Here is a 13308-nt window from a genome sequence, read left to right on the forward strand (position 1 = left end):
CGGCTACGCGCCGATTTTCTGCTTCACCTGCGCCAGCGAAGGGTTCGTGAGCGTCGAACCGTCCGGGAAGAGGACGGTGGGAACCGTCTGGTTTCCGCCGTTCGCCTTCTCCACGAAAGCCGCGGACGCCGGGTCCTGCTCGATGTTGATCTCGTCGTACGTGATGCCCTCGCGGTCCATCTGGCTCTTCAGCCGACGGCAGTAGCCACACCACGTGGTGCTGTACATCGTCACAGTGCCCGGCATGTCTCTCATGCTCCTTCGCTGCTGGGGGTGCGTGTTCGCAGTGGATGGAACGTACGCGACCGGGCCGCCATTCCCGTACGCGGGAGGGGCGAGCCGTCGCGAAGGAGAGGCGACCGAGGCTGAGCCGGCCCGGGAGCCTGGCACTGTGCACCGAGCGCCTGCCGCATTAGTACGACTGCAAGCACCTCCCTGTGGACAACCGGCGCACCCGTCTCCGTCGACCTGGCAGCATGGCGGGGTGACAGCAGCAACGCATTCCACCCTCTTCCCGCAGGGCCCCCACAGTTCTCAATACTCGGTTCCGCCGAGTGGGGCCGACGCGGTACTGGAAGGGCTCGACCCCGAGCAGCGCGAGGTCGCCACCGCCCTGCACGGCCCGGTGTGCGTGCTGGCGGGAGCCGGCACGGGCAAGACCCGCGCCATCACCCACCGCATCGCCTACGGAGTGCGCGCCGGGATCCTCCAGCCCTCCAGCGTGCTGGCCGTCACCTTCACCAACCGCGCCGCGGGCGAGATGCGCGGCCGCCTCCGCCAGCTCGGCGCCACCGGAGTCCAGGCCCGCACCTTCCACTCCGCGGCCCTGCGCCAGCTCCAGTACTTCTGGCCGAAAGCAGTCGGTGGCAGCCTCCCCCGGATCGTCGACCGGAAGATCCAGCTCGTCGCCGACGCCGCGGCCGCCTGCCGCATCCGCCTCGACCGAGGCGAGCTGCGGGACGTCACCGCCGAGATCGAGTGGTCCAAGGTCACCCAGACCGTCCCCGCCGACTACGCCGTAGCCGCGGCCAAGTCCGGCCGCGAAGCCCCCCGCGACCGCGCCGAGATCGCCCAGCTCTACGCCGCGTACGAGGACCTCAAGCGCGACCGCAGCGTCATCGACTTCGAGGACGTCCTGCTGCTGACCGTCGCCATCCTCCAGGACCAGCACAACATCGCCGAAGAAGTCCGCGCCCAGTACCAGCACTTCGTGGTCGACGAGTACCAGGACGTCAGCCCCCTCCAGCAGCGCCTCCTCGAACTGTGGCTCGGCGAGCGCGACAGCCTCTGCGTCGTCGGCGACGCGAGCCAGACCATCTACTCGTTCACCGGCGCGACCCCCGACCACCTCCTCGACTTCCGCGCCCGCCACCCCGGCGCGACGGTCGTCAAACTCGTCCGCGACTACCGCTCCACCCCCCAGGTCGTCCACCTCGCCAACGGCCTGCTCGCCCAGGCCCGCGGCCGCGCCGCCGACCACCGCCTGGAGCTGATCTCCCAGCGCACCGCAGGCCCCGAGCCCGTCTACACCGAGTACACCGACGAGCCCGCCGAGGCCGAAGGCGCCGCCCGCCGCATCCGCGACCTCATCGCCTCCGGCATCCCCGCAAGCGAGATCGCGATCCTCTTCCGTACGAACTCGCAGTCCGAGATCTACGAACAGGCCCTCGCCGACACCGGAGTGCCCTACCAACTGCGCGGAGCCGAGCGCTTCTTCGACCGGCCCGAAGTGAAACGAGCCATCCACGCACTGCGCGGGGCAGCCCGCTTCGGGGGCAACGACTCGCTCCTCGACGACGCCCCCGACCTGCCTTCGCAGGTGCGAGCCGTGCTGTCGGGAGACGGCTGGACCAACGAGCCCCCGGCGGGCTCGGGCGCGGTCAGAGAGCGCTGGGAGTCCCTCGCCGCGCTCGCGCACCTGGCCCAGGACTTCGCCGCCGCCAAAACCGACGCCACGCTCGGCGACCTCGTGGCGGAGCTCGACGAACGCGCCGGCGCCCAGCACGCACCGACCGTCCAGGGCGTCACCCTCGCCTCACTCCACTCCGCCAAGGGCCTGGAATGGGACGTCGTCTTCCTGGTCGGCGTCGCCGAAGGCATGATGCCGATCACCTACGCGAAGACCGAAGAACAGATCGAGGAGGAACGCCGCCTCCTCTACGTCGGCGTCACCCGGGCCAGAGAGCACCTCTCTGTCTCCTGGTCACTGTCCCGTTCACCCGGCGGCCGCCCCAACCGGCGCCCCAGCCGCTTCCTCGACGGACTGCGTCCCGGCTCCGTCGCCACCGCGACCCGCGGCGGCGTGGCAGGCCTCGGCGGCTCGGGCGGCATCGAGCGCGGCACCCCGGGGAGCGCCCCCGGCGTCATACGACGGGCGAACCGCACCCCCGCCCGCTGCCGGGTCTGCGGCCGCACCCTCACCGACGCCGGCGAGATGAAACTGATGCGCTGCGAAGACTGCCCGTCCGACATGGACGAAGGCCTCTACGAGCGGCTGCGCGACTGGCGAGCGGTCCAGGCGGAACGCAGCGGGCAGCCGGACTTCTGCGTCTTCACCGACAAGACGCTGATGGCCATCGCCGAAGCGGTACCGTCCACTCCGGCTGAGCTGGCCCGGATCCCCGGCGTCCGCGCCCGCAAGCTCCAACGCTTCGGAGCCGACGTTCTCGCTATCTGTGCAGGTCAAGAGCTTGAGGGCGGCGAAGATGAGGACTGATTCAAACTCGTCGAAAAAATAGTTTGCGCATGCCCCAGCAATCCCCATAGGTTCTAAAGCACGGAAACGGCGGCCTTCTCCAAGGCCCTGGTTCCGTGCTGTACTTAATAACCGTCGGACCGGTTCACCCCGGTCCCCAGAGACGCCGAGAGGAGGCGATTCCAGTGATCAGCATCAACAGCAGCTCCGTCAGCACCGTCAAAATGACCGATCGCTCGGTCGTCTCCACGTGCCTGCTCGGCTTCTCGAACCTGGGCACCGGTCTGTCCGGCATTCCTGCTGTCCGGCCGGCGTCCCCCGTGTCTCTCGCGGTCCTTCCCGTCCGTGAGCGCAATGAGCGACCGATGAAGGCACTGGAAGCAGTAGGGGCAAAGGCGCAGGCCTATGCCTTTGCGGCCGCCGGTGCCGGAGCCGCCAAGCAGACGCACCACACGATGTGGGCCTTCCGTGGGCCTGAACCCTGGAGTGATCCAGCCTGATCGACGATCAGGCCGGCGCCTTCAGGGCCGCGGAACCCCACCCGGGATCCGCGGCCCTTCTGTTTGTCCCCGACCGGGGACGACAGAGCGAAGGGGCCTCGGGACAAGAAAAGAACCCGGTACCAGCCGCCAACCGGCCAACCGGCCGGCACGACCAGACGAGGAAGACGAACCGTGCAACTCGAAGCGCACGCCCCGTCCGTACCGCCTTCCGAAACGATCCCCCCGCCCGGCCTCACGGAGGACTCCACCTTGACCCCGCTCACTGCGCTCACCGCGCTCGACGACGCCATCGAGAACCTCGGCGTACCCGTCCCCTGCCGCTCCTACGACCCGGAGTTCTTCTTCGCCGAGTCGCCGGCCGATGTCGAGTACGCCAAGTCCCTCTGCCGCACCTGCCCGCTGATCGAGGCCTGCCTCGCCGGCGCCAAGGAGCGGCGTGAGCCCTGGGGCGTCTGGGGCGGCGAGCTCTTCGTCCAGGGTGTCGTTGTCGCCCGGAAGCGGCCGCGTGGCCGCCCGCGCAAGAACCCGGTTGCGGCATGAAAACCCCAGGAACGATCGATCGCCCCCTGACGCACGACCCCAGGAAACAGGCCCCGATGAAGCCGTCCATGACTGAGCCCGCAGGCTCCGCGATTCCAGACTTCACCACCACCGGCGCGAACGACACGCGCCAGAACAGGACCCGAGAGATGCAACTCATCCCAGAAGCCCTGGCTCGTGCGCATATGCACGACCGGATGCTCCAGGCCGAGCAGGAACGCCGGGCGATGCGCCTGGTAGTGGCCCGCCGCATGCAGCGCCGCGCCGAGCGCGCGTCGCGCCGCGCCCGCCGCGCTCTGGCCATGGCGGTCATGCAGTAAGGACCGTTAACGCAACGGCAACAGAAGGAAACCGCTGATCGCGGGGGCCGGTCCGAACGGACCGGCCCCCGCGGTGCGTTGTGCCTCTCGAACCGCCGGTCCCGGAGTTATCGTCGCCGCGTGACGAGTCTTCCCGGGGACAGTGACAACGGCGGCTCCACCGCAGAGCCCCAGACCATCGTGTGCGCCCGCTGCGGCAGCACGGCAGAGGGCCCTCAACTCACCTGGACCTTCTCCGTGGAGGACGGCGTCCGCCACTACTACTGCGAAGACTGCGCCCGGGCCAATCTCAGGGCGATCGAGGGGCGGTTGGACTCGGCTTGGTGGTGAGCTTCCGAGTCCCCCTGGGGCCTTCCCCCCCCGCCCCACCCCCCTCGCCCCATCCCCTCCACCCCACGAACGGCAGCCCGATCTCACGCCTCGGCCGCCGATTCCCCCTCCTCCAGCATCGACTCCTCGTCCGGCAGGAAGCCGGGAAGCCAGTCCTCGAGTTCCTCTCGTAGCCGTACCGTCGCGCCCAGCTGGCACAGGACGCCGATCGTGCTCAATGTCACCCGGTGTATCAGCAGATACGCGGGGGGCAGGTTGAGCTGCTTGCCGAGTTGGTGTGCGGGGGAGCGGGGGTCGGCCACTCGGGCCGCCTGGCTGCGCATCCAGCCCCGCGTGAAGGTGAACTCGTCGACCTGGGCCGGCTCGATGATGGGGAGCAGGTAGTCCAGGACGGCGTCCGGGTCGAGCTCTATGGATTCCTTGACGAAACCCTCCTCGCGGAGCAGTTCGTAGACGGCCTCGGCGTCGCCGTCGAGGGTCATGCGGAGCGAGTCGCCGATCGTCGACGGCAGGCCGCCCGGGAGGCGGTCGACCGTGCCGAAGTCCATGACGCCAAGACGCCAGCCGCCCTTGCCGCCCTTGCCGTCCGGGTCCTCGGGGTCGTCGGGCAGGAGGCGGAAGTTGCCCGGGTGCGGGTCGGCGTGCAGCAGGCCGGTGCGGGACGGGCCGGAGAACAGGAAGCGGGCCAGGAGCTGGCCTGCTCGGTCCCGCTGCTCCTGCGTGCCGTCGTTGATCACCTCGGACAGAGGTATCCCGTCGATCCACTCCGTCACCAGCACCTGCTCGCACTGGTGGACCACGGCCGGCACCAGCACGTCCGGGTCGTCCGCGAACTCCTCCGCGTGCGCCTGCTGTGCCTGTGCCTCCAGGGCGTAGTCGAGTTCCTCGGACACCCGGTCGCGCAGCTCGGCGATGAGCGGCTTGATGTCCATGCCCGGAATCATCGGGCCCAGCAGGCGGGCAAAACGGCTGAGTTGGTTCAGGTCGGACAGCAGGGCCTCGCCCGCCCCGGGGTACTGCACCTTGACGGCGACCTCCCGGCCGTCGTGCCACACGGCTCGGTGGACCTGTCCGATCGAGGCGGCCGCGGAGGGCTTGTCCTCGAACTCCAGGAACAGGTCGGGCCAGTCCTGGCCGAGCCGCTCCTCCAGCACGGAGTGCACCGTGCGTGTCGGCATCGGCGGGGCCGCTTCCTGGAGCTTCGTCAGCGCCGCGCGGTAGGGGCCCGCGACCTCCTCCGGCAGCGCCGACTCGAAGACGGACATGGCCTGCCCGAACTTCATCGCGCCGCCCTTGAGCTCGCCGAGCACCTTGAACAGTTGCTCCGCCGTGCGCTGTTGCAGCTCGCGACCCACGAGTTCGGCGGACTTGCCGCCGATTCGTTTGCCGAGTCCCCAGGTCGCCCGCCCGGCGAAGCCGAGCGGTAGTGCGGCGAGCTTGGCGGTTCGGGTGACCGCCTTCCGGGGAAGATCAGACATGCGCCCTCCAAGTACCGGACAGCCGTGCCGCGTGCGGCTGTTGCCCGGACATTGTCTCGTGCGGCCTTTCGTTGTCCGAGGTCTGCTCCCCTTTACCTTTCTCCCCGGTCCCACAGGGGCATGCGGGATGTTGCCACACCGGCCGCGCGTGCCAGTCGAAACCGGGCACCGAGACCTCCCAGCGAGCCCCCGCGCTCGACGGCAGTTCCCCGTCGAGAAAGGCCAGCGCATGCCCCGCGGCCAGCCCGGCGACCGTGGCCGACAGCGTCAGATCGCACGCGGGCACCTGGCGTGACTGCCCGGAGCGCCACTGCGCGAGCAGCCGCGGCCAGGTCGGGTCCCGGTCGGTGCGCCCCAGGTCGAGACAGCCTACGCAGGCCGTGTCGCCGGGCAGGACCAGCGGGCCGACGACTCCCGTGCCTTCCACGACCCCGGCATACAAATGGGGTGTTCCGGAGGTGATCAGCGGTTCGGCGGCCGCCGGGTCGGGTGCGTGGACCGCGAGGCTGTCCCGGGGCGCGATGATCACCAGCGAGAGGCCCGGGTCACCTTCTTCGGGAGCCGACCGCACGCCGCCGCGCCGGGGCGGACGATCCGGCGCCGCCCGGCGCACCGCACGGCGTGCGGCCTCGTCTCTGCGCTCGCCGATGGCCTCCACGGGCAGTCCGCCCGGCGCCACGTCCCACGGCTCGACACAGCCGCCGTCGTGCACGTCGACGTGCCCCACTCCCGCGGCCGCGAGCGCCGCGGCCAGGACCACTCCCACCCGGCCCGCGCCCTGCACCTGTACGCGCAGTGAGCGGCGGGCAGCCAAGCGGCGCAGGGCTTCGCCCGGTTCGGGAGCCACCAGAGAGAGCGAGGCATGGTCGGGCCGCAGCCGGTCCATGACCGCCGGTTTCCCGCGCAGGGCATCGGCGGCCGGGCCGCCGCCCGTCGCGTCGTCCAGCAGCCCGGCCCGGGCCAGCCGCTCCACGAGACCGTCGACATGGCCGTCGGGCAGACCCATGCGGCGGCCCTCGTCGCGCAAGAGGGACAGTCCGCGTGTCCCGTCGAGCAAGGTCAGGAGACTGCCCGTCGCCGTGTCCACCGGGCCGAGCACCATCGCGTGTGCGGGTGCCATCCCGAACTGCACGGTGTTCAGATCCCGCCAGCCGCGCCGCAGCGCGGGTTTCACCATCGGATGCATGACCTACCCCCGTACGTCCCCGTTGTGCCAGCGGTGGTCGTCCTGTTCCGCCGGTCGAATGTCAGCATGCCCGCATTGCCCGAGGCGTGCCGAAAGTTGTCCACAGGCAGTGGATATTCGTCGTATAAATCGAGCGCGTGGAGCGCGGTTCGGCATCGATGCGTCCCGGAGGCGGGACTTCCCCCATGTGCAACCGGTAACGTCGGGGCGTGCCCGCCGACCCACTGCACCGCGCCGGAAACCCACAGCGCAGCACGACGAGCCAGCCGCCAAGCGGCTCGGGGGCGAGCGCGATCGAGGTCCGCAGGAGCGCGCGACGGCGCAGAACGGTCTCCGCGTACCGTGAAGGCGATCGCACCGTCGTGCTCATTCCCGCCCGGATGTCCGAGGCGGAGGAGCAGCGCTGGGTCACCGTCATGCTCGACAAGCTGGCCGCCCAGGAGAACAAGCGGGTGCTCGGCGACGCGGAGCTGTCCGAGCGTGCCGCCAGGCTCTCCGAGCTGTACTTCGACGGCCGGGCCAGGCCCACCTCGGTCCGCTGGGTCACCAATCAGAACACACGCTGGGGCTCGTGCACCCCGGCCGAGGGCAGTATCCGCCTTTCGCACCGGCTGCAGGGCATGCCCGAATACGTCGTCGACTACGTCCTCGTCCACGAGCTCGCGCACCTCCTCGTGCCCGGTCACGGACCCGACTTCTGGCGGCTCCTGGAGGCCTATCCGCGGACCGAGCGGGCCCGCGGCTACCTCGAAGGAGTGGTCGCCGCCGACCGGCTGCCCCACCTGTCCGAGGCGCGCGGCGAGTGACGTCGGCCCGATGCCGAAACCCTGCCCGGACGGCTCGACGCAGGGATTCTGTACCGGGTCTGTACCGGCTTCGTCCGCGGCCGGATTTTGCCGTTAGCCTGACGCGACGCACTCGTATCGGGATGGGGGACGGTCGTTACGCATGGCCAGGGAATTCCAACGCGGCCACAAGGCCAGGATCAGTGACCTCACCGCGGGCACCGATCTGTACGTAGGTGTGCAGATCACCGGCCCCGGACTGACCTTCGACATCAGCTGTTTCGGTCTGGACGGCAACGAACAACTTTCGGACGACCGGTACTTCGTCTTCTTCAACCAGCCGAAGACTCCCGAGGAGTCCATCCAACTGCTCGGCGCGCAGGCGGGCGACACGGAGTCCTTCCGCGTCACGCTCGACAAGATCCCGCCACAGATCCAGAAGCTGTCGTTCACGGCGACGATCGACGGCGCCGGACAGATGTCGCAGGTCGCGCCCGGGTACCTCCGTATCGTCGCGGGCGGCGAGGAGGTGGCCCGGTACTCCTTCAACGGCGCCGAGTTCTCCACCGAACGCGCCGTGATGCTGGGCGACTTCTACCTGAAGGACGTATGGCGGTTCGCCGCGGTCGGGCAGGGCTTCGACGGCGGGCTCGACGCGCTGCTGAAGAACTTCGGCGGCGAGGTCGCCGAGGAGGAGCCCGCCGCCGCGCCTCAGCCGCAGGCCGGCGCCCCGTCGTTCGCGCCACCGGCCCAGGCCACCGCGCCGCCCGCCTTCGGGGCTCCCGCAGCCCCGGCTCCGACACCCGCACCGGCTCCCGCGCCGCAGCCCGCCCAGGGGTTCGCGCCGCCTCCGGCACCAACTCCGCCGCCCGCGCCAGAGCCTCCGGTGCACGCCGCGCCGACCATCGTCGCGCCCATGACCCCGCCCGGCGGAGCCCCCGTACCACCTCCGGCTCCTGCTCCCGCGCCCTATGGGCAGCCGGGCCAGCAGCAGCCTCCGTACGGTCAGGCTCCCGGCCAGACCGCACCCCTGCCGCCCGGTTACGGACAGCCCCAGGCACCCCAGGCGCCCGCGCCGCCCCCGGGCTACGGCCAGCCGACCCCGCCTCCGGGCTATGGTCAGCAGCCGCCGTTCGGTCAGGTGCCCGGTCAGCCCGGCGCGCCGGGTGCGCCCTCTCCGTACGGGGCACCGCAGGGCGCTCCCCAGGGTGGTGCCGGTGTCGCCGCCGCGCTGCAGTCCTACAAGGAGACGCCCACCGGCCAGCGCTGGACCCAGCAGAACAAGAAGATGGTCCGTGTCGACCTCGGCATGGGCGGCGACCAGGCCGTACTCGCCCGCCAGGGCAGCATGGTGCTCTACCAGGGCAAGGTCGACTTCAGCTACAAGGGCGCCGGGTTCTCCGGGCGGATCGTGGGCAACGCGACCGGCCAGGAGATGCAGCTGATGCGCTGTTCCGGTCGTGGCCAGGTGTTCCTCGCGGACAACTCCGCGATGCTGCACCCCATCGAGCTGCAGGGCGACGCCGTCTGCGTCTCCGCGGAGAACGTCCTCGCCTTCGACGAGACGCTCCAGTACGAGGTACGCCGCGTCGAAGGGCACGGCATCCCTGGAGGGGCGCTGTTCACGATGCAGTTCCAGGGGACCGGCACGATCGTCGTGAAGACGCGCGGCGTGCCTGTCGTCCTGCCCGTGACGCCGACGACGTTCGCGGACTGCAACGCCGTCGTCGCGTGGTCCGCCGCCTCCCAGGTGATCGTCTCCAGCCAGGTCAGGATGCGCCGCAACGCCTACCCGGGCGACTCCGGAGAGAGCGTGAACCTCCAATTCCGCGGGGCGCCAGGCAATTTCATCGTCGTCCAGCCGTACGAGGTCTGAGGGAGCCCGTCATATGAACCAGCAGCTCGCGGGCTTCGCCCCGGCACCCGTTGCCGCGCGCATGGAGAACCACGGCAACCACATGCTCAAGGTCGCCATGCAGACCGGAAACGACCTCCTCGCGCGCGTGGGGTCGATGGTCGCCTACGAAGGCTTCGTCCAGTACGAGCCGAATCCGCCGGCGGTGCGCCAGATCGCCAAGGACTGGATGACCGGTGAGGGCGCGCCTCTGATGAAGTGCTCCGGAGACGGTCTGCTCTACCTCTCCGACTACGGGGCGAACGTCGTCGTCATCAACCTCAACGGCGACGCGATCTCCGTCAACGCCACCAACCTGCTCGCCTTCGACGCGCACCTCACCTGGGGCGTCGAACGGGTCAAGGGGCTCGCGAAGTTCGCCGGACAGGGCCTGTGGAACACCAAGATCTCCGGACAGGGCTGGGTCGCGCTGACCTCCCGGGGCAAGCCCATCGTCGTCGACTGCGGTGGCGGCGAGGACGAGACGTACGTCGACCCGGACGCGCTCGTCGCCTGGTCCCCGAACCTCAAGGTGAAGGGCAAGCGCAGCTTCAAGGCACAGTCGCTGATCGGGCGGGGCAGCGGCGAGGCCTACCAGATGGCCTTCTCCGGTCAGGGCATCGTCGTCGTCCAGCCCAGCGAGGACAGCACCGACCGCCTCCGGGTCCGGGGCTGAGGGGGAGGACACACATCATGCAGAGCCCACTTTTCGCCTACAACGACCAGCAGTCCCAGGAGCGCTACAGCCTGCAGAACAAGCAGATGCTGCGCGTCCTCCTGGAGGGCCACGACGACATGCTCGCCCGCAAGGGCACCATGGTCGCCTACCAGGGGCTGGTCGAGTTCGACGCCGAGTACCAGAGCTCCGGTCAGCAGCGTTCCCGCGCGCACACCGGAGAGGGCCTCGACCTCATGCGCTGCCACGGGCAGGGCACCGTCTACCTGGCCAACCTCGCCCAGCACATTCACGTGGTGGACGTGGACCAGGACGGCCTCACCGTGGACAGTAGTTACGTCCTGGCGATGGACTCCTCGCTGCACCATGACGTGATCGCAGTGGACAGCCAGTACGGCATCTCCGGTTCCGGCAAGTACCAGCTCAACATCACCGGGCGCGGCAAGGTCGCCCTGATGACCTCGGGCATGCCCCTGATGCTGCAGGTTACGCCGGACCGGTACGTCAACTGCGACGCCGACGCGATCGTCGCCTGGTCCACGAGTCTGCGCGTACAGATGCAGGCCCAGACGCACTCCTCCGGAGTGTTCCGGCGCCGCGGCAACACCGGTGAGGGCTGGGAGCTCAGCTTCATGGGCCAGGGTTACGCACTCGTCCAGCCCAGCGAGATGCTGCCGCCGCAGAACGCGGCGATCGGGTCGGGTCTCGCCGCCCAGTACGGCATGGGCCAGCAGGGGGCCCGGGGGCAGAACCAGGGCAACGTCTGGAGCTAAGCGCTCCGCGGGAAGGGCCGTTTGATATCTGCGGGCCGTTCGGGGCTGGTCGCGCAGTTCCCCGCGCCCCTTAAGGGCGCCGTTCTGGGCGCGGATGTAAGGGGTGGCCGCCATTGCGGCCGCCCCTTACTGGTCCTCAGAGCCTTGCTCGTGTTGCTTTCAGGAGGCGGACGACCGATTCGTCGGCCACGTCCGCCACCTCGTCGTATGCGAACCAGCGCAGGTCGAGGGACTCGTCGCTGATCTCCTGGACGGCCCCGGGCCCGGCGACGGCCGCGTACTGCACGTCGAAGTGGCAGTGGCACGGTGGCGGGATCGGATGACGGTCGAGCCGTACAGGTCCGCCCGGGAGCAGCGTCAGCCCCGCGATGCCCGACTCCTCCGTGGCCTCACGCAGGGCCGCGGCCTCCAGGCCGGCGTCCTGAGGCTCGCAATGACCACCCATCTGGAGCCACATCCGCAGCTTCTTGTGGAGCGTCAGCAGCACACGGCCGTGCCCGGGGTCGACCACCAGAGCGCTCGCTGTGATGTGGCCCGCCGTGCACGACTTCCACATCCCGTCCGGGTGTGCCTCCAGGTGGTCCAGATAGGCGCGGCGCAGCTCTTCCTGGTCCTCGTAGCTCTTGAGTACGAGGACCGCGTCGTCGTACAGGCTCACTCGGCGTCGTCGTCCTTGCTGTCGTCCTTCTTCTTCAGGTCGGGCTTCTCGGCGGAGCCGCCCGCGGCCTCGCCGAGCATCTTGTCGAGCTCGGAGAAGTCCAGCTGCTCGCGGTGCACGAAGCCGTCCGGGTCGTCCAGGTCGGAGGCGGTCGGGAGCATGTCCGGGTGCGCCCACAGGCCGTCGCGGCCGTCGACGCCGCGCGCGTCCGTGAGCGAGGCCCACAGGCGCGAGGCATCCCGCAGGCGGCGCGGGCGCAGCTCAAGGCCGATCAGGGTGGCGAAGGTCTGCTCGGCAGGCCCGCCCGTCGCACGGCGGCGGCGCAGCGTCTCACGGAGTGCGTCGGCGGACGACAGGCGCGGCTTCGCGGCCGAGTGCACCACCGCGTCCACCCAGCCCTCGACGAGCGCGAGCGCCGTCTCCAGGCGGGCCAGGGCGGCCTTCTGCTCCGGCGTGTCCTCCGGCTGGAACATGCCCTGCTGGAGCGCCTGCTGCAGCTCCTCCGGATTCTGCGGATCGAACTGGCCGACCACGTCCTCCAGCTTCGCCGTGTCGACCTTGATCCCGCGCGCGTATCCCTCGACCGCGCCGAACAGATGCGAGCGCAGCCACGGCACATGGGCGAAAAGCCGCTGGTGGGCAGCCTCACGCAGGGCGAGGTAGAGCCGCACCTCCTCCTGGGGGACGCTCAGGTCCTTGCCGAACGACTCGATGTTCAGCGGCAGGAGCGCGGCCTTGCCGGCCGGGCCGAGCGGCAGGCCGATGTCGGTCGAGCCGACGACCTCGCCCGCGAGCACGCCCACGGCCTGCCCGATCTGCGTACCGAACATGGCGCCGCCCATCGAGCGCATCATGCCGAGGAGCGGGCCCGCCATGGCCTGCATCTCCTCGGGCAGCACGTCGCCCATGGCCGCGCCGACACGCTCGGCGACCGGGTCGACGAGCTCCTTCCACACCGGCAGGGTCGCCTCGACCCACTCCGCGCGGCTCCAGGCCACCGAGGACCCGGCGCCGGACGGCAGCGACGTCGCGTCGTCCAGCCACAGGTCGGCCAGGCGCACCGCCTCCTCGACCGCCGAACGCTCGGCCGGGCCGATGCTCGAGTCCTTCGTGCCGTCAGGGGTGCCCTGGGACACCGTCTGGCGCGCGATCTGCTTGGCCATGTCCCAGTTCACCGGGCCGCCCTCGTACGAGAGCATCTGGCCCAGCTGCTGGAACGCGGCGCCCAGGTCGTTGGGGTTCAGCGAACCGAACATCGCGGCGAGCGGGTTGTCGCCACCGGGGCCTCCCGGTCCTCCGGGCCCGAAACCGAACGGGTTGGCAGGTCCCTGACCACCACCGCTCTCCTGGTCCTTCTTCTTGCCCTCGTCGCCGTCGTCCGGCTCCTCCGGCGGAAGGCCGAATCCGAATGGGGTGTCACTCACGGGATTCCTCGGCTGTTAAGGCCGCCGGTTCGCGCCGACGGCGGCT

14 protein-coding genes are annotated in these 13308 nt (G+C 70.0%); 9 read left to right on the forward strand and 5 right to left on the reverse strand.

The window, feature by feature from the left end; translation table 11 throughout:
- Positions 1-3 precede the first annotated feature (3 nt).
- A complete protein-coding gene (locus GAS53_RS20410; protein ID WP_151479076.1) occupies positions 4-246 on the reverse strand; it encodes a mycoredoxin in 243 nt (80 codons plus the stop codon).
- Between the two features lie 238 nt (positions 247-484).
- Here GAS53_RS20410 and GAS53_RS20415 point away from each other — a divergent pair, with 238 nt between their 5' ends.
- The 5 genes from GAS53_RS20415 (at position 485) to GAS53_RS20435 (ending at position 4388) form a co-directional block, all read left to right on the forward strand.
- Entirely contained in the window at positions 485-2716 is a 2232-nt protein-coding gene (locus GAS53_RS20415; protein WP_192583193.1) for an ATP-dependent DNA helicase UvrD2, read from the forward strand.
- 164 nt (positions 2717-2880) lie between these two features.
- A complete protein-coding gene (locus GAS53_RS20420; RefSeq protein WP_151479077.1) occupies positions 2881-3195 on the forward strand; it encodes a hypothetical protein in 315 nt (104 codons plus the stop codon).
- Between the two features lie 174 nt (positions 3196-3369).
- Positions 3370-3738 (forward strand): WhiB family transcriptional regulator, encoded by a 369-nt coding sequence (locus GAS53_RS20425; RefSeq protein ID WP_151479078.1) that lies wholly within the window; start codon positions 3370-3372, stop codon positions 3736-3738.
- The gene (locus GAS53_RS20430) at positions 3735-4058 is read left to right on the forward strand and encodes a hypothetical protein (protein WP_151479079.1); all 324 of its coding nucleotides are present in this window, start codon (positions 3735-3737) and stop codon (positions 4056-4058) included. The genes GAS53_RS20425 and GAS53_RS20430 overlap by 4 nt, the downstream gene beginning before the upstream one ends.
- Positions 4059-4178: 120 nt before the next feature.
- On the forward strand, positions 4179-4388 hold the full coding sequence (locus tag GAS53_RS20435; RefSeq protein WP_151479080.1) for a hypothetical protein: 210 nt from the start codon (positions 4179-4181) through the stop codon (positions 4386-4388).
- Between the two features lie 83 nt (positions 4389-4471).
- On the opposite strand, the gene GAS53_RS20440 is transcribed toward GAS53_RS20435, so the two are convergent.
- Both GAS53_RS20440 and GAS53_RS20445 read right to left on the reverse strand, forming a co-directional pair.
- Positions 4472-5866: an ABC1 kinase family protein gene (locus GAS53_RS20440; protein WP_151479081.1), complete on the reverse strand. Its 1395-nt coding sequence runs from the start codon at positions 5864-5866 to the stop codon at positions 4472-4474.
- A complete protein-coding gene (locus GAS53_RS20445) occupies positions 5859-7052 on the reverse strand; it encodes a TOMM precursor leader peptide-binding protein (protein WP_151479082.1) in 1194 nt (397 codons plus the stop codon). The genes GAS53_RS20440 and GAS53_RS20445 overlap by 8 nt, the downstream gene beginning before the upstream one ends.
- Before the next feature lie 209 nt (positions 7053-7261).
- On the opposite strand from GAS53_RS20445, the gene GAS53_RS20450 reads away from it, so the two are divergent.
- From GAS53_RS20450 to GAS53_RS20465, 4 genes are all read left to right on the forward strand, one after another.
- Entirely contained in the window at positions 7262-7858 is a 597-nt protein-coding gene (locus GAS53_RS20450; RefSeq protein WP_151479083.1) for a M48 metallopeptidase family protein, read from the forward strand.
- 142 nt (positions 7859-8000) lie between these two features.
- Positions 8001-9713: a TerD family protein gene (locus GAS53_RS20455; RefSeq protein ID WP_151479084.1), complete on the forward strand. Its 1713-nt coding sequence runs from the start codon at positions 8001-8003 to the stop codon at positions 9711-9713.
- A 13-nt stretch (positions 9714-9726) separates the two neighbouring features.
- Entirely contained in the window at positions 9727-10407 is a 681-nt protein-coding gene (locus tag GAS53_RS20460) for an AIM24 family protein (protein WP_151479085.1), read from the forward strand.
- 17 nt (positions 10408-10424) lie between these two features.
- Positions 10425-11180 (forward strand): AIM24 family protein, encoded by a 756-nt coding sequence (locus GAS53_RS20465; protein WP_151479086.1) that lies wholly within the window; start codon positions 10425-10427, stop codon positions 11178-11180.
- A 136-nt stretch (positions 11181-11316) separates the two neighbouring features.
- Here GAS53_RS20465 and GAS53_RS20470 read toward each other — a convergent pair whose 3' ends face one another.
- Both GAS53_RS20470 and GAS53_RS20475 read right to left on the reverse strand, forming a co-directional pair.
- The gene (locus GAS53_RS20470) at positions 11317-11838 is read right to left on the reverse strand and encodes an NUDIX hydrolase (RefSeq protein ID WP_151479087.1); all 522 of its coding nucleotides are present in this window, start codon (positions 11836-11838) and stop codon (positions 11317-11319) included.
- Positions 11835-13262 carry a zinc-dependent metalloprotease gene (locus GAS53_RS20475; protein WP_151479088.1) on the reverse strand — a complete coding sequence of 476 codons (1428 nt, stop codon included), beginning with the start codon at positions 13260-13262 and terminating at the stop codon, positions 11835-11837. Before GAS53_RS20475 ends, GAS53_RS20470 begins: the two co-directional genes overlap by 4 nt.
- Positions 13263-13308 lie beyond the last annotated feature (46 nt).

Source organism: Streptomyces albicerus (assembly GCF_008905045.1).
GTDB lineage: Bacteria > Actinomycetota > Actinomycetes > Streptomycetales > Streptomycetaceae > Streptomyces > Streptomyces albicerus.